A 16315-nucleotide genomic window follows, 5' to 3' on the forward strand; every position below is an offset into this window, starting at 1 on the left:
AAAAAAACCAGCCATTTTAGACTGGTCTTTACCTAGCAAACACCTTATTATCCTCTTTCTTAAAAAACTCCTTCATTGCATGAAACACATCTACTTTTTGCTTTAAAATATAATGCCTAAACGCCTCTTCATTTATATTTTTATAAGCTGACATTAAAGTGGAATGCCTATTATATTGGTTCACTTCCCCGTAACCAAACATATTAGAAACTTTTATTAACTCCCCAACCAATTTCACACAACGCTGATTATCCGACGTTAAGTTATCTCCATCTGAAAAATGGAATGGATAGATGTTATACCTAGTAGGATTGTATTTCAAATCGATTAATTCTAGCGCTTTACGATATGCAGAAGAACATATCGTTCCTCCACTCTCTCCTTTTGAGAAGAAATCTTCTTCTGTCACAACTTTTGCTTCTGTATGATGTGCAATAAATTCAATATCCACTGTCTCATATTTAGACCTTAAAAATCTTGTCATCCAGAAAAAGAAACTTCGAGCCATGTACTTTTCCCACATACCCATAGATCCACTTGTATCCATCATCATTAATACAACTGCTTTGGAATCTGGCTTTAGAACATCATTCCATGTCTTAAATTTCAAGTCTTCTTGATAAATGGGATGAAAGCTTGCTTTCCCACTCATCGCATTACGCTTATATGCGGACATCATCGTTCTCTTCTTGTCGATGTTCCCCATTAATCCAGTACGTCTAATATCATTAAACTCATAATGTTCTACCGTGTTATCCGCTTGTTCTTTTTGCTTTAAGTTCGGAAGCTCCAATTCATTAAAAAGTGCCTCTTCTAATTCCATTAACGAAACTTCAGCTTCAAAATAATCTTCACCAGCTTGATCTCCAGCTCCCTGCCCTTTTCCTGGACCTTTCTGACCAGCATTCCCTGAACCATCTCGTGCAATAACGTCACCAACTTGACTTTCTCCATCACCTTGGCCCACGTGTTTATTTTTATCATAATTGTATCTAATTCTGTACTCATCTAAAGATCGTATTGGAATTTTAACTACTTCTTTTCCATTCGACATAATAATGTTCTCTTCTGTAATGAGATCAGGTAAATTGTTCTTAATTGCCTCCTGAACTTTTTCTTGATGTCGTTTTTGGTCGTCGTAGCCTTTGCGATGGAGGGACCAATCCTCTTTTGATACAATGAAACTCGACTCATTTGAATTCATTATTGTTTCCCTCCTTCTTAATTTAATTTTTTTAATAAAACCGTCAACTTTTCATCCGAAATATCATATAATACCTTGGCTAGTGTGAAAAATGTACCAACCTTTCATCAATTAAGGTTGGTTAATTTATCTTATGCAACTATACTAAATAATTGACTGATTATTAGGAAAATTAAATACCTATTCTTTTCAGAAGGACAAGTATATTACATTTTGTTGTATTGTTTTTTTATGCTTTCTATAGCTTGTAATATACCTTATAAAGATATTAAAAAATATTAGTGTGAAAGGTACATGCCACAAATAAAAGACTACATTCGTATTAACTAAGACGAATGTAGCCTTTTATTTTTCACACTATATTTTTACTCTTTTTCATTTTCATCGTTATTATCGTATTGTTTTGGGGATCTTTCTTGATTTGTTTTATTCCTTTTAATCTGTTCGATTTCTTTCGCTAAACGCTCCATCTCTTTTTCCGTTGGTGCCATTGAGCTATGTTCGTTATTGTTTTTATCATTCATAAATTATCACCTCTATTACCTATATTCCCCTATTTGAAACAAAATGAAACATGCTTACACGTTTTCTAAAGTTCCTTCCTTTCCTTTACCATTTGAAGTTTTTCTTGTAAAATACTATTGTACAGAATTTTCTGATAAAAAAAGGAGGAGTTTTAATGAACTTTGATATGATTTTGGGATTAATTATTGTCCCATTAACAATCATCGGTCTCGGGGTGGCAGCTTTTATTCATACTGGCCAGAAGGAGGGGGAATCTAAATGAATGCACACCCTCTCACAATAGGTGTACTAGTATTTTACTTACTCGTACTTGTATGTATTGGATTCGTCAGTTCCAGAAAAAGCTCAGCTGGCTTAACTGATTTCTTTCTAGCAGGAAGAGGTCTAGGCAAATTTACTGTTGCATTAAGTGCAGTTAGTTCTGGTCGTAGTGCATGGTTAATATTAGGGGTAACAGGTACTGCATATGCAACAGGTTTAAATGCGGTTTGGGCAGTAGCGGGATACATAACAGTAGAAGTATTTATGTTCTTTTATGCAGCTAAAAGATTCAGAGTCTACAGTGAGAAAACAGGAAGTATTACTGTACCAGATATTTTAGAATCACGTTATGAAGACAAAACAAACCTACTGCGTATAACTAGTTCATTAATTATTATCTTCTTCATGGTCGCATACGTTGGAAGTCAAGTTGTTGCTGGGGGTACAGCATTTTCTTCTAGCTTAGGACTTTCGCAATCCAATGGTATGTGGTTAACAGCTATTATCATTCTACTTTATACAATGCTTGGTGGTTTCCATGCAGTTAGTAAAACAGATGTTCTTCAAGCTATGTTCATGTTCTTATCTTTAATTATCCTACCTATTATTGCAATTATTGGTTTAGGTGGTTTTGGACCAATCATTGAAACGATGAATGCACAAGGTGCCGGATTCACCAGTATTTGGACATTTGGTTTCGGTGCAATCGTTGGTCTACTTGGGATTGGTTTTGGTAGTCCAGGTAACCCTCATATTCTTGTACGATATATGTCTTTAAAAAGTATAAGCGAAATGCGTCAAGCAGCATTAATTGGTACTGTTTGGAACGTAGTAATGGGCTGGGGAGCTATCATGATAGGTTTAGCTGGTAGAGCATATTTCCCTTCCATCAGCTTGTTACCTAATGAAAATAGTGAAGCGATCTTTACAACACTTGGAGAAGAACTATTAAACCCGTTCTTTATGGGAATTTTATTAGTAGCAGTTTTAGCTGCCATTATGTCTAGTGCAGACAGTCAGTTATTAGTCGGTACAAGCGCTGTTGTAAGCGACATTTATGATAAAATTTTTGCAAAAGGTAAAGAAATTCCTCAGAAAAAGCTAGTTTTATATAGTCGTATTTCAATCGCTATCTTCATGTTGTTAGCTGTATGGTTAGCATTCTCTGCACAAGAATTCGTATTCTGGATGGTATTATTCGCGTTCGGTGGTCTAGGGGCATGTTTTGGACCTGCACTCTTACTTTCACTTTATTGGAAAGGCACGACAAAAGCTGGGGTATTAACTGGTATGATCTTAGGATTAATTACAGTTATCCTTGTAAAGAAACAACCTGAATGGACATTTGTCTTTTTACCAGATATAAAAGCATTATCAGCAAAACTACTGTTTGGAGTAACATATGAAGCAGTACCTGGCTTCTTAATAGCGCTTTTGGCAACAGTTATCGTTAGTTTATTTACAAGTAAACCAGCAAATGCTGAGCAACATATTTCTATTTTAAAAGATGTCAATCTAAATCAATAAGTAAAAAGAAGCTAGGGCAAAAAGGCCTATAAAGTGCATCAGACATAAAAATTAATTAAAGTAGATCTTCATATGGCCTTTAGTTTTCTTTTATTGATAGTGCCTCCGGACTTTCTTTCGCATTGACTTCTACCTTTGTTCCATCAATAAGCAGAAGCTCCCAGGAACAAAAAATTGCTCTTGGGAGCCTCTTTATTTTAATTCATTGGGTTTTGTCCAAGCCTCTTTTTAGTTGATTTATCTGTTCAACAAGCTTCCCACATAACGAAGTAATTCGTTTGCAGAACTAGAGTTATAGCCATGCTCATCAATTAATCGTGCTACGACCTCGTTAATCTTCTTCAGTTGCATTTCATCAGGTGTTTTAGAGGAAGTAGTAATTTTCACCACATCTTTTAAGTCAGCGAATAATTTCTTCTGAATCGCTTCTCTGAGACGCTCATGAGAGTTGTAGTCAAAACGTTTTCCTTTACGTGCATACGCTGAAATTCGAATAAGTATCTCTTCTCGGAAAGCTTTTTTTGCATTCTCTGAGATTCCAATTTGTTCTTCAATGGAACGCATTAACTTTTCATCTGGATTCATTTCTTCTCCAGTAAGTGGATCACGTAATTTAGCTCTGTTACAATATGCTTCTACATTATCTAGATAGTTATCCATTAATGTTTTAGCAGACTCTTCGTAAGAATAAACAAACGCTTTTTGCACTTCTTTTTTTGCGATATTATCGTATTCTTTTCGTGCAACAGAAATAAAGTTTAAGTACCTCTCACGGTCTTCATTTGAAATGGAAGCATGTTGGTCTAGACCTTCTTTTATCGACCTTAGTACATCTAATGAATTAATAGATGGTACTTCTTTTCGAATAATCGTAGAAGAAATTCTATTTATAACATAACGCGGATCGATTCCGCTCATTCCTTCATCTGCATATTCCTTCTTCAGTTCTTCTACATCAACAGAATTAAAGCCTTCCACTGATTCACCATCATATAAACGCATCTTCTTCACTAAATCAATATCGCCACGTTTTGCTTCTTTTAAGCGAGTAAGGATTGTAAACATTGCTGCTACACGTAACGTATGTGGGGCAATATGAACATCAGATACATCGCTCTCTTTTATCATCTTTTCGTAAATTCTTTCTTCTTGAGAAAGTCTTAAATTATAAGGAACTGGCATTACAATAATACGAGAATGTAATGCTTCATTCTTCTTATTAGAAATAAAAGAACGATACTCTGTTTCGTTTGTATGAGCAACGATTAATTCGTCTGCACTAATTAAAGCAAATCGCCCAGCTTTAAAGTTACCTTCCTGTGTTAAAGATAATAAGTGCCATAAAAACTTCTCATCACACTTTAACATCTCTTGGAATTCCATCATCCCACGATTCGCTTTGTTTAACTCCCCATCAAAACGATAGGCACGTGGATCTGATTCCGATCCAAATTCAGCTATTGTAGAAAAGTCGATACTACCGGTTAAATCTGCAATATCCTGGGATTTTGGATCAGATGGACTAAAGGTACCAATACCAACACGTTGGTTTTCCGACAAGAAGATTCTTTCCACTAATACATCTTCAATTTTTCCATTGTATTCTTTCTCTAATCGCATCATATTTAACGGTGATAAATTCCCTTCGATTCTAATTCCATATTCTTGATGGAAATCATCTCGTAAATGATGAGGTATTAAGTGCAATGGGTCTTCATGCATTGGGCAGCCTTTAATAGCATATACAGCACCACGATCAGTATGTGTGTACTTTTCTAAACCTCTTTTTAAAATAGTAACGAGTGTAGATTTTCCTCCACTAACTGGACCCATTAGAAGTAAGATACGTTTACGCACGTCTAATCTTTTCGCTGCTGGATGAAAATACTCTTCTACTAGTCTTTCCAATGCTTCTTCTAATCCAAAAAGGTTGCTGCTGAAGAATTTGTATTTTCTCTTCCCATTCACTTCTTCTACACCAGCGTCTTTAATCATATTGTATACCCTTGAATGTGCAGACTGCGCAATATAAGGTTTTTCTTTAATTAATTTCAAATACTCTCCGAAGGATCCTTCCCACTTTAGCCGCTGTTCTTCTTCACGATACTTCCCAATCTTTTGTAAAATATCCATAAGGACCTCCCCCATTTATCTCTTCAAGAGCAAGATTAATAATATTTATGCTAAGGAAACTTGAAACATGCTTTTCATCTACAATTAATAAAAAAAGACACAATTCTCACATGAAATTTGTGAAAACTGCGTCATTGTTTTGTTATGAATGAATTCCGAAAATCATTGGGTGTTACATGAACAACTCTTTTGAATACTTTACTAAAGTACTTTTCATCTTGATACCCAACAAGATATGCCACTTCATATATTTTATAATTAGGCTGTAACAATAATTCTTTAGCTTTCTTAATCCTAATTTCTGTTAAATAATCTGTAATCGTTTGTCCATATTCTTGTTTGAATTTTCTCGACAAGTGTTCTCTACTTAAATAAAACTTATCAGCAATATGCTGTAACGTTAAATCTTCTTCGTAGTGCTCACAAATATATTGTGCAACTTTTGATAAACTTTTTTTGCTATTCGTTAGTTCATCTTTGGAAGTTTTGTTCGTTTCTTTCCATTTCTCTACTGCCCTCTCGAGTGCTTCATTCAAAATTTCAGGATCTATAGGCTTTAAAATGTAATCAAAACTATTATAGTTTATTGCACTTCTCATATATTTATAATCTTCGTATCCACTTACAACAATTACTACACTATTTTGATTGGTTGTATTTAACCACTTTAACAAAGAAATCCCGTCCATTTTAGGCATTCTCATATCTGTAAAAATAAGTTCTGGCTTACATTCTTCTATTAAAGTGATTGCTTCTTCTCCGTCTTCCGCTTCTAAAACAGCATGAATATTGTATTGTTTCCAATCAGCAAGTATTTTTATTCCTTCTCTAACATGCTTTTCATCATCAACTATTAAAGCTTTCATACTTCTCACCTACCACATTCATTGGAAGTTTGATTGTGACAACTAGACCGCCTTCTTGCCTGTTTGTGAGACTAAGAGATGCTAAGTCATTATAATACAACCTTAACCTTTCACGGATATTTTTCAAGCCGATATTGGAGTCTTCCCTTTCTGGTTGCAATGTCTCGTGCATGAAATGTGCGTTAATTTCCTTCATTCGTTCCTCTGATATACCTGTGCCATTATCAATTACTATTAGTTCTATGTAGTTCACGGCTTTTTCTACATAAATGACTATTTCTCCTACTCCATCTCGATTTTCAAAGCCATGCTTAAAATAATTTTCAATAATCGGCTGTAAAATCATTTTAGGCACATGTACATGCAATAATGACTCGTCTACATATAAATGATAATCTAAACTTTCGCCAAACCGTTCTTTTTGTAAATGTAAGAAAGCTTTTGTATAGTTTATTTCTTTTTTTAATGGCACTAAATCTTCTTCCACATTCATGCCGTAACGCATGATTTTTGAAAGATGGTTAATGAGTGAATATACTTGTGGTACATTGTTTTTAAGCGCTACTGTACCGATCGATTGCAAGGCATTGAATAAGAAATGCGGATTGATTTGAGACTGTAGTACTTTTAATTGATTCGTTTTGTTCTCTAATTTTAATTTATATTCTCTGTTAATTAAATGATTCAACTTATCCATCATTTGTTGAAATCTATCACTTAAAATACCTATCTCATCTTTTCCTAAAGGTTGTATTTTCACCTTCATATTACCTTCTTCTACTTGTTGTATATTTTGAAGTAATACTCGAATTGGGGAAGTAATTCTAAAAGATATAAAAAGTGTAGATAAGATGACTAGTGATAAACCTATTAACCCAAAAAGAATGTTAATTTTAGTGACATTAAAGGCACTTTCGTAAAGGGTTGTGTAAGGAACTCTTTTTACTAACAACCACCCTCCAACTGAAGGGGGCACTTGTTGGAATAACATAACTCCGTTAAATGCTTCATCCTGCCATGTTATCGAGCCTGTATTAGCCTCATCGTTTTGAAGATAATCTATCCACGTGTATTCACCATTTTTTTCTAATGTTACTGAACTATATAAAAAATCCCTTTCTGATGAAATAATGTATAGCTCTTCTGTTTCAGGGTTATATAAGTTTTCGCCTAAATCAAATATTTTATCTAATGAAACTTTTAATGTAATGTAAGCGAGCACTTGGTCGGAAGGTACGTTCGTTAAAACTCTATGTAGGTAGATGCTATTATCACTCTGATTCACTTGTCCATTTTTTGCTTCAATATATATGTTATAAGGGCTATCTAAAGCATCTTGAAAGGCTGGTGAAATGGCTAAGCTAACTTCATTAGAAAAGACAACAGTCGATCGTTTAGAAGCTGTTACCTTTCTATTGTCAGTTGGTAATGATATAGTAACTTGCTTAATATTTTCTTCTGCATAAAGGATCGTTTGTAATACACTTTTTACAACATTTATGTTTAAATAATTGGCTTCTTTGTTGGATGACCTTAAGTAGTTCATAAATTCGGGGTTATTATAAACAGATAATGTTAATCCATTTAAATCACTTAAATAATTTTCTAGATTTATCTTTCCTTGATAGAGAAGATTTGTGTTTTCTTGAACGACTAAGTCTTTAAAAGATTCTTTTGTATGATAGTAAGTAATAATGATAGAAGTACCAAACGGAATGATGGTTGCGATAAGAAGTAATACTATTAATCTATTACGAATACTTTTCTTAAACACACTAATCCCCCCATACATTGGCTCTATTAGTTACTGCTGTTGATTGTAGCACAAGTCTCCGCTTTTTGCGGGCGGGCCGGGAGCCTCCTCGGCTTTGCCTGCGGGGTCTCCCGCTACCCGCTTCTCCCGCAGTAGTCTCCGACTTGTGCTACAATCAACAGCCAAATATGTACCATCATTAAAAATTATTCTTTAATACATCCAACATATTAAGTATAAAGGGGAAAGCATGCCTACGTATAGACATGCTTTCATTTAAATTGTTTATTTTAAATTATCCCAGCTGTTTTGGAAGCGTTGTAAAACAGTGTCGTAGTCAATTCTGCCAGCTGCGTATTCTTGTATAGTTGAAGCAAACTCTTTGTTTGCTCCATCTGGCCACATAAACCAAGTCCAAGGTACTGTTTTATCTTCTTTGGAGTATTCTAAAATGGACTGTCCTAATGCTCCTAATCCAGTTGGTTCAATGTTAGAGAATGCAGGAATAAACGCAAATTCCTCTGTAATGTAACGTTTTCCAGTTTCAGACGAAACCATCCAATCTAAGAACAACTTAGCTTCTTCTATGTTTTTAGATTTTTTATTAATTGCCCAGTTGTTAGGTACACCTACTGGTAATCGGTCTGCTTCAGATCCATCACTTAATGGAATAGGTAAAAAAGCCATATTGATGTCTGGACTAATTTCATAAATCATATTTTCCGTCCAGTTGCCTTGTTGAAGCATTGCAGTTTGACCAGATGCAAATAACGTAACTTGTGAATTGTAGTCTGTCGTTAATGGATTGCTATTAGCAAATCCGATTTCAGCATCTAACACTGCTTTAAAATTTTCAAAGTGTTTATTGCCTACCATTGATTCAGTGCCGTTATAAAGACCTTCAATAAAGGCTTCAGGATCATCTTGTTGTGCAAAAGGAATGTTTAATAAATGTTGTCCGATTACCCACCACTCTGCATAACCAGCGGAGAATGGAGTAATGCCGCTATCTTTTAGTTTTTGTGATGCAGCTTGCAATTCTGAAATAGTTGTTGGTGCTTTTGTAATACCAGCTTGCTCAAATAAATCTTTATTATAAATGAAGCCATATCCTTCAAGGTTAACTGGCATACCGTATAGCTTTCCATCTTCACCTGTCATCGGTACTTTCCCGATTGGTAATAAGTTTTTCACCCAAGGTTCATTCGATAAATCAGCTAAGTGCTCTTGCCATAACTCCAACTCTTTAAAACCACCATTGTTAAAAATGTCTGGCTCTTCTCCAGAAGCAAATTTAGCTTTTAACGCAGCTCCGTAATCTGCTCCTCCCCCTACCGTTTCAAGCTTAACTTTAATAGTTGGATGCTCATCTTCAAACTCTTTAATCATCTTTTGAAGATCGTCTGCAATTTCTACTTTAAACTGAAAAAGGTTTAATGTTACAATATCGTCCTTACTACCTGGCTTATCATTATTACCAGGCGATGTAGTATTATTCGAACAACCCGCAAAAATACCAACTAACAATAATAAGGAAATCATAACTAAAGTAATACGCTTCATTTCCATATACCCCCCGTGTTTTTTTAACTAAGAAACTTTATATAAAACAGAATTAGCTATTCCTTGTACTAATTCCTGTTTATACCTACTTTATAGAACCTGCAGCAATGCCTTTAATAATATGTCTTTGTAGGAATAAGAAGAAAACGATAACAGGTGCGATACCTAACACTAATGCTGCAAGCCCCATATCCCACTGCTTTGTATATTGAGCAAAAAATGAACTAGTAGCAAGAGGAATTGTCCTTAATTCAGGACTTTGTAGAACCAGTAAAGGTAATAAGTAATCATTCCAAATCCATAAAGTATTTAAAATAATGACTGTAATTGTTATTGGTTTTAGTAATGGGAACACAATTCTCCAAAATACCCCGAATTGACTACAACCATCCATCTTTGCCGCTTCCTCAATTTCGATAGGCACCGATTTCACAAATCCATGATACAGAAATAATGAGAGTGGTACTCCAAACCCAAAGTACATTATGACAAGACCTGGGATACTATTCACTATTCCTAATGTCCCACCAAGCTTCATCAATGGAATCATGACGGTTTGAAAAGGTATTACCATTGCCGAAACTATTATTATGAAAAGAATCTTGTTAAATTTATTTGGTGTTCTAACCATTTTCCAAGCTGCCATGGAACTGATGATAACTATCCCAATATTACTTGCAACAGTTATAATTAACGAGTTCCAGAATGCCCGGGGAAAGTTTATAATGTTCCATACTTTTGAGTAGTTAGAGAATAGTACTTCTTTAGGCAAAGCTGCCGCATCGATCAATATTTCAGCAAAGCTTTTTACTGAGTTAATGATGACAAAATAAAACGGAATGAGAAACAGAATGGCAAGTAAAATGCCGAGTATTTCTAAAAGGAGGGTTTTCTTCGTATACTTCTGATTCATTACGCTTCAACCTCCCGTTTTTTCGTTATCATAACTTGCACCATTGTAAATACAGCTACAACAAGGAAGAAGATAATTGATTTCGCTGTACCTAATCCATAACGGTTATTTTGAAATGCTTCTTGATAAATGTTAATGGCAACAGACTGTGTGGAGTTAAATGGACCACCGCCAGTTAGTGAAATGTTAAGATCGAAAATTTTAAATGCCATAGAAATTGTAAGGAAGAAACAAATAGTAAACGCAGGCAATATTAACGGGATTATTATTTTGGTTATAACGGTTAAATTGGAAGCTCCATCAATTTTTGCTGCTTCAATTAACGTGTTATCTACTCCTTGAAGTGCAGCTATATAAATGACCATCATATATCCACTAATCTGCCATGCAAAAACAATGACAATTCCCCAAAATGCCGTAGTTTCATCCCCCAGCCAAGGTAACTTGAAAAATGACCAGTCTGTCAGCTCTCCTACTGCTGCAAAACCTCTTACAAAGATAAACTGCCATATGAAACCTAATAATAATCCTCCAATTACGTTAGGTATGAAGAATACTGTTCTTAACAAGTTTCTAGTTTTTAAAGCAGTATTTAATAAAAGTGCTAAACCGAAACCTATTCCGTTACTAATAATAACGGCTGCCAACATAAATCTTGTTGTAAAAAGAAAGGAATTAAAAAAGTTCGAATCATTCGTTAATATTCGTTTATAGTTTTCAAATCCTACCCATTCCACAACAGAACTTACTCCATTCCATGAAGTAAAGGAATAGTAAACACCCATAATAAATGGAATGATTTGAATGACAAAGAAAAATAGTAAAGCAGGCCCTACAAATGCTAAGTAGGAGAGTATACTTTTCCACTTTATTTTTCTTCTGACTTCATGTGATGTTTGGAGTTTCTTTTCTAATACTGTTTTATTTAGTTTTGGACTAGGATCCATCTTTTGTTCACCGCCTATTATGTAACCGCTTTCTTTCATTATAAAAAGAATGTTTAATAGATGGGGTGATTTTATTGATATAAAAGGGGGAATATTTTGATAATTTTGTTTAATAGAAGAAATTCAAAATACTTTGTAGAGTTTTTGATCCACTTTTTACTCTTTTTGCTACACCTATCCTAACTTATGATACACATGAACAGATCTATTAAAATTTAAGCACTATGTAATTTCTGGATGTCATAATTTCTTCACACATTCCATTCACATTATTTAAACGTTAGGATATAATATAGATAGTCTGTAAACATGTACATTAGTCTGAAGGAGGATTTACATATGGGAATTGGTGGATTCTTAATTCTAGGTGTTTGTTTAACTTTCTTAACAGCTATCTTCACTGCTGGATATAACGGACAACCTGGTACAAACAAAAAATAATAATATTAATAAATAAAGGGCTGTGATGAAAACCATCACAGCCCTTTATTTATACTCTTATTCTTCTGGAAACTCTAAAGAAAGGTTTGGATAATCTTGTTGGCGAAGCGCTTCATAAACTAATATTGCTGCAGTATTAGACAAGTTTAACGATCTTACGTTAGTAGTCATCGGCAAACGCAAGCAATTATCTAGATTATTTTGAATTAAGTCTTTTGGAAGCCCTGTTGTTTCTCTTCCGAAAACAAAGAAGTAATCTTTTTCTAAATTACTATAGTCAAAAGAAGTATGTGGCTTCATGCCAAACTTTGTAATAAAGAAGAATTCTGCCTCTTTATTTTTCTCAAATAACTCATCTAATGAGTCATAGTATACAACGTTTACAAATTCCCAATAGTCTAATCCTGCTCTTCGTAACATTTTATCATCAGTTGAGAATCCTAAAGGTCTAATTAGGTGTAACGTTGTATTAGTAGCTGCACAAGTACGTGCAATATTCCCTGTATTTGCTGGTATCTCTGGTTGATATAAAACTACATGTATTCCCATAATAGTCACCTCATCTGTTACTACAATTATTCACTATACAACAATACATCTATTCATTAGGATAAGCAATATTATTTTTTAACCGATGATGTGAAAGAATTTATATTTAATGTTAGGTGTATACGCTGTTGAGTCTTCGTAAGCCCAATACCTCATTCTACTGTTGGATGTGTGTGCATTCACTAGTGGCATGCCATCTTGGTCTTTAGCTACTACAAATGTATTATGATCGAACCTTCCATCACCTTGAAAATCATAGCAAATAACATCTCCGGGCATAAGTTCCCGTGCTGAACCTACTTCCTTTGACCTTAATCCTTGTTTTGCTTTCGGTAAATACCACCTTAATGCATGGGCAACGGACCAGGAGAAACTCCAATTTTGACTCCGCATCCACCAACCACTATTTCGGTTTGGATATCCAACCATTATTGCACCACCTGCATTTAAACATTGCGAAACATAATTAGTACAATCTACTTCAAACTTCTTAAATTGCGGGTTATAACTGTTCCACCATCTCTCCGCATATTTAACTGCCTCTAAGCGGTTATATTTAAATCTAATATCTCTTTCTAAAGGCTCTTCTTCCATTGATGGTAAAAGCTCAATATCATTTCCTTTTCCTTCATCTGATAGTAATATATCTCGATACAATTCCCCTTCAATAATTTCTGCTTTTCTGTGTACTACTTCTTCCTCTAAATAAAGCTTGTTCTTATGATTGATTAAATAAGTAATGTACAGTTCATAGTTTGCAACATGTTTTCCTTCTTCATTTTCAATGGAAGCTATTCGTCCCTTCGCTTTACACTTAACAATTTCAGCCCCTCTAGCCTCATGCATAGCCTTTTTAGCGATAATCGTATCTTCTACCATAATATAGCGTCCAGTTCTATTACTTTTGTATACATAGTTCTCTAATAAACCTTCTATATGATTTCTTAATAGCTCTTTGTACATGAACTTCCCCTCCCAACATACTTCTATTCTTAAATGTATGAAGGAAACATGTATTACATGTGAAACGTATGAGTTTGATGTAAAGAAAAAAGAGATGTTAAATACATCTCTTTGACTTAGTTCATTGCTTATTTTTAATGATAGAAATACCGTTTGTAATTTCTTCTAAGACTTTCTCTTCTTTTTCCACTAGTAATGCTTTTTGAAGATTTTCTATTTCTTCAAAACCACCTATTTTTGCTATTGCCCAAGCAGAGGTTCCACGGATTACTGGCCTAGTATCTTTGAATAGTAGCTCATATAAAATAGGTAAGGCTGATTCATCTTTAAAATGCGCAAGTGCTATAATGGCATTTCGTTGTATTGGTTTTTTTCCTCGCCAAGAACCGGATACATGTCCAAAATTATCTTTAAACTCTCGATTTGAAATAGTTAACAACGGTTTTAACTTTGGTTTTGCTAGCTCTGGATCTGGTTCCATTTCTACATGAAGGTGGAAGTCTTTTCCTTTATTTTCAGGACAAACAGTCTGACAAGTGTCACAACCATAGAGTCTATTACCTAACTTTTTACGATATTGCTCAGGAAGAAATCCTTTTGTTTGTGTTAGGAAGGCAATGCACTTATTCGAATCCAATTGTCCACCTTGAACAAGTGCATCAGTAGGACATGCTTCCACACATTTATTACACTCTCCACAATTGTCTTCTATTGGCTTATCCGCTTCAAAAGGTATATTTGTAATAATTTCTCCTAAGTAAACGTAAGAACCAAATTCAGGCGTAATAATCGAACAGTTTTTGGCACTCCATCCTATACCCGCACGCTCAGCAACAGCTCGATCGGATAGTTCTCCAGTATCAACCATAGATTTTAACATTACTTGAGGAACTTTTTCCTTTAAAAAAGATTCTAACTTTTCCATACGATCACGTAATATGTGATGATAATCTTTGCCCCACGATGCTCTACAAAAAATGCCTCTAGGATCCTCTTTTGTACTTCGAGGTGCGTTCTTCATTTTAGAAGGATAAGCTAATGCAATGGCAATGATAGATTTTGCACCTGGAAGTAAAATGTCTGGATTTGATCTTTTCTCTATATCTTCTTCTTCAAAGCCTGATTGAAACTTATTTTCTTGCTGAATTTTTAATCGTTCTTTTAGTTCACTAAATGGCGATGCACTAGCAAACCCAATTTTATCAATTCCAATTTCTTTACTATATTTTACAATCTCGTCTTTTAATATAGAAATATTCATAACCTACACCTCCTTATTTTTAATGTAGTGAAAACTTATGATAAACTTTAAGTGGAGTTAATTTCTTCATTACAATTCGTTTATTGAAACAATTAATTTGAAAGGATGTTTCCATTTGCAATTCAACATAAATTCATCTATAAAAAATATTTTACCTGATTTTAAGATTGGTATCATACATTATGAAGATATCACAATTTCTGATTCTCCCCAAATGCTCAAAGGTAGGATAAGGTTATTTCAGGAATCTTGTCACTTAGACTTGCTTGAGCAAGAAGTTACCTCTATTTCTGGTGTTCAAGAATGGAGAAAGCTTTTCAAACAATTAGGTAAAGACCCGAACCGTTATCGTCCTTCCGTAGAAGCATTATATAGAAGATTGAAAAAGGCGCAATTCTTACCTTCTATAAATTCTTCTGTAGACCTAAATAACTTTTTCTCCCTTAAATATGAAATTCCATTTGGTATTTATGATTTAAATAAAATCATAGGAAATGTTGAATTTAGTATTGGAACCGGAAATGAAACTTACGAGGGGTTGAATGGGAACATAGTTAATCTACAAAACTTAATACATAGCGTTGATCAGGTTGGCCCTTTTGGTAGTCCTTTTATTGATAGTAAAAGAACACCTGTAACTTCTGAAACAAGACAAGCTATTCATGTTATATACTTAAAACCTTCTATGAATACTTCTGAAGCCAGAAACATGCTTAATAGCATTGCTAGTATGTTTCAACAAGTTCATGGTGGTACATATGAAGTTAGTATTATTTCATAATCTGTGAAGGAATTACTTCCTTCTCCTTTTTATTTATCTCTGATCATACTAGTTCTTCAAAGTATTCTTTTACATATGGAAAAACGCAATACTTCGTTTATAAAAACGAAACACTGCGTTGGTTAATATGTATGGAGCGGGTGATGGGAATCGAACCCACGACATCAGCTTGGAAGGCTGAGGTTTTACCATTAAACTACACCCGCATATTTTGTCGAAATTTGTCGACTATTTGACAAAAATATATAACAGGTTTTAGACCTGTTACAATGTTGTTCATGATACCGATGGTCGGGGTCGAACCGACACTCCAGAAGGAACGCGATTTTGAGTCGCGCGCGTCTGCCAATTCCGCCACACCGGCTTGACAGTATCTTATAGTTAAGTAATAAGTTTGTTTTTTAGGATGCTTATTTTCGCTTAGCGAAAAAAGCTTGGTGCCGAGGACCGGAATCGAACCGGTACGGTAGTCACCTACCGCAGGATTTTAAGTCCTGTGCGTCTGCCAGTTCCGCCACCCCGGCAAGGGTTAAGTGTTGGCAATATAGTGGAGGCGGCAACCGGATTCGAACCGGTGGTAAAGGTTTTGCAGACCTCTGCCTTACCACTTGGCTATGCCGCCTAATAA

At 34.8% G+C, this 16315-nt stretch carries 13 protein-coding genes and 4 tRNA genes; 2 read left to right on the forward strand and 15 right to left on the reverse strand.

The window, feature by feature from the left end; all coding sequences use genetic code 11:
- Positions 1–28: 28 nt before the first annotated feature.
- Together yhbH and CDZ92_RS20015 are read right to left on the reverse strand one after the other, a co-directional pair.
- Positions 29–1204: a sporulation protein YhbH gene (gene yhbH, locus CDZ92_RS11935; protein ID WP_096155453.1), complete on the reverse strand. Its 1176-nt coding sequence runs from the start codon at positions 1202–1204 to the stop codon at positions 29–31.
- Between the two features lie 365 nt (positions 1205–1569).
- The gene (locus CDZ92_RS20015) at positions 1570–1728 is read right to left on the reverse strand and encodes a hypothetical protein (RefSeq protein WP_157842766.1); all 159 of its coding nucleotides are present in this window, start codon (positions 1726–1728) and stop codon (positions 1570–1572) included.
- 259 nt (positions 1729–1987) lie between these two features.
- Between CDZ92_RS20015 and CDZ92_RS11940 the strand changes: the two genes are divergently transcribed.
- On the forward strand, positions 1988–3517 hold the full coding sequence (locus CDZ92_RS11940; RefSeq protein ID WP_096155454.1) for a sodium/proline symporter: 1530 nt from the start codon (positions 1988–1990) through the stop codon (positions 3515–3517).
- A gap of 237 nt (positions 3518–3754) precedes the next feature.
- Here CDZ92_RS11940 and CDZ92_RS11945 read toward each other — a convergent pair whose 3' ends face one another.
- From CDZ92_RS11945 to queG, 9 genes are all read right to left on the reverse strand, one after another.
- Positions 3755–5650, reverse strand: coding sequence for a PrkA family serine protein kinase (locus tag CDZ92_RS11945; protein WP_096155455.1), 1896 nt, complete (start codon positions 5648–5650; stop codon positions 3755–3757).
- A 131-nt stretch (positions 5651–5781) separates the two neighbouring features.
- Positions 5782–6516 carry a response regulator transcription factor gene (locus tag CDZ92_RS11950; RefSeq protein WP_096155456.1) on the reverse strand — a complete coding sequence of 245 codons (735 nt, stop codon included), beginning with the start codon at positions 6514–6516 and terminating at the stop codon, positions 5782–5784.
- On the reverse strand, positions 6497–8290 hold the full coding sequence (locus CDZ92_RS11955) for a sensor histidine kinase (RefSeq protein ID WP_096155457.1): 1794 nt from the start codon (positions 8288–8290) through the stop codon (positions 6497–6499). The genes CDZ92_RS11950 and CDZ92_RS11955 overlap by 20 nt, the downstream gene beginning before the upstream one ends.
- A 264-nt stretch (positions 8291–8554) precedes the next feature.
- On the reverse strand, positions 8555–9832 hold the full coding sequence (locus CDZ92_RS11960; protein ID WP_096155458.1) for an ABC transporter substrate-binding protein: 1278 nt from the start codon (positions 9830–9832) through the stop codon (positions 8555–8557).
- Between the two features lie 85 nt (positions 9833–9917).
- Positions 9918–10745, reverse strand: coding sequence for a carbohydrate ABC transporter permease (locus CDZ92_RS11965; protein ID WP_096155459.1), 828 nt, complete (start codon positions 10743–10745; stop codon positions 9918–9920).
- Positions 10745–11692, reverse strand: a complete 948-nt coding sequence (locus tag CDZ92_RS11970; protein ID WP_096155460.1) for a carbohydrate ABC transporter permease — start codon at positions 11690–11692, stop codon at positions 10745–10747. The genes CDZ92_RS11965 and CDZ92_RS11970 overlap by 1 nt, the downstream gene beginning before the upstream one ends.
- A 498-nt stretch (positions 11693–12190) precedes the next feature.
- A complete protein-coding gene (gene trmL / locus CDZ92_RS11975; RefSeq protein WP_096155461.1) occupies positions 12191–12682 on the reverse strand; it encodes a tRNA (uridine(34)/cytosine(34)/5-carboxymethylaminomethyluridine(34)-2'-O)-methyltransferase TrmL in 492 nt (163 codons plus the stop codon).
- Positions 12683–12760: 78 nt separating this feature from the next.
- Positions 12761–13645, reverse strand: coding sequence for an amidase domain-containing protein (locus tag CDZ92_RS11980; protein WP_096155462.1), 885 nt, complete (start codon positions 13643–13645; stop codon positions 12761–12763).
- Positions 13646–13766: 121 nt separating this feature from the next.
- Positions 13767–14906: a tRNA epoxyqueuosine(34) reductase QueG gene (gene queG, locus CDZ92_RS11985; RefSeq protein ID WP_096155463.1), complete on the reverse strand. Its 1140-nt coding sequence runs from the start codon at positions 14904–14906 to the stop codon at positions 13767–13769.
- Between the two features lie 115 nt (positions 14907–15021).
- Between queG and CDZ92_RS11990 the strand changes: the two genes are divergently transcribed.
- Positions 15022–15687 (forward strand): B3/B4 domain-containing protein, encoded by a 666-nt coding sequence (locus CDZ92_RS11990; protein ID WP_096155464.1) that lies wholly within the window; start codon positions 15022–15024, stop codon positions 15685–15687.
- A 132-nt stretch (positions 15688–15819) separates the two neighbouring features.
- Here the strand turns inward: CDZ92_RS11990 and CDZ92_RS11995 are convergent.
- The 4 genes from CDZ92_RS11995 to CDZ92_RS12010 form a co-directional block, all read right to left on the reverse strand.
- Positions 15820–15893, reverse strand: a tRNA-Gly gene (locus CDZ92_RS11995).
- Positions 15894–15969: 76 nt separating this feature from the next.
- Positions 15970–16051 (reverse strand) — tRNA-Leu (locus CDZ92_RS12000).
- Positions 16052–16122: 71 nt separating this feature from the next.
- Positions 16123–16211 (reverse strand) — tRNA-Leu (locus tag CDZ92_RS12005).
- A 24-nt stretch (positions 16212–16235) separates the two neighbouring features.
- A tRNA-Cys gene (locus tag CDZ92_RS12010) sits at positions 16236–16309 on the reverse strand.
- Positions 16310–16315: the final 6 nt, after the last annotated feature.

It is taken from the genome of Bacillus sp. FJAT-45066, assembly GCF_002335755.1.
Lineage (GTDB): Bacteria > Bacillota > Bacilli > Bacillales > Bacillaceae_I > Bacillus_CD > Bacillus_CD alkalisoli.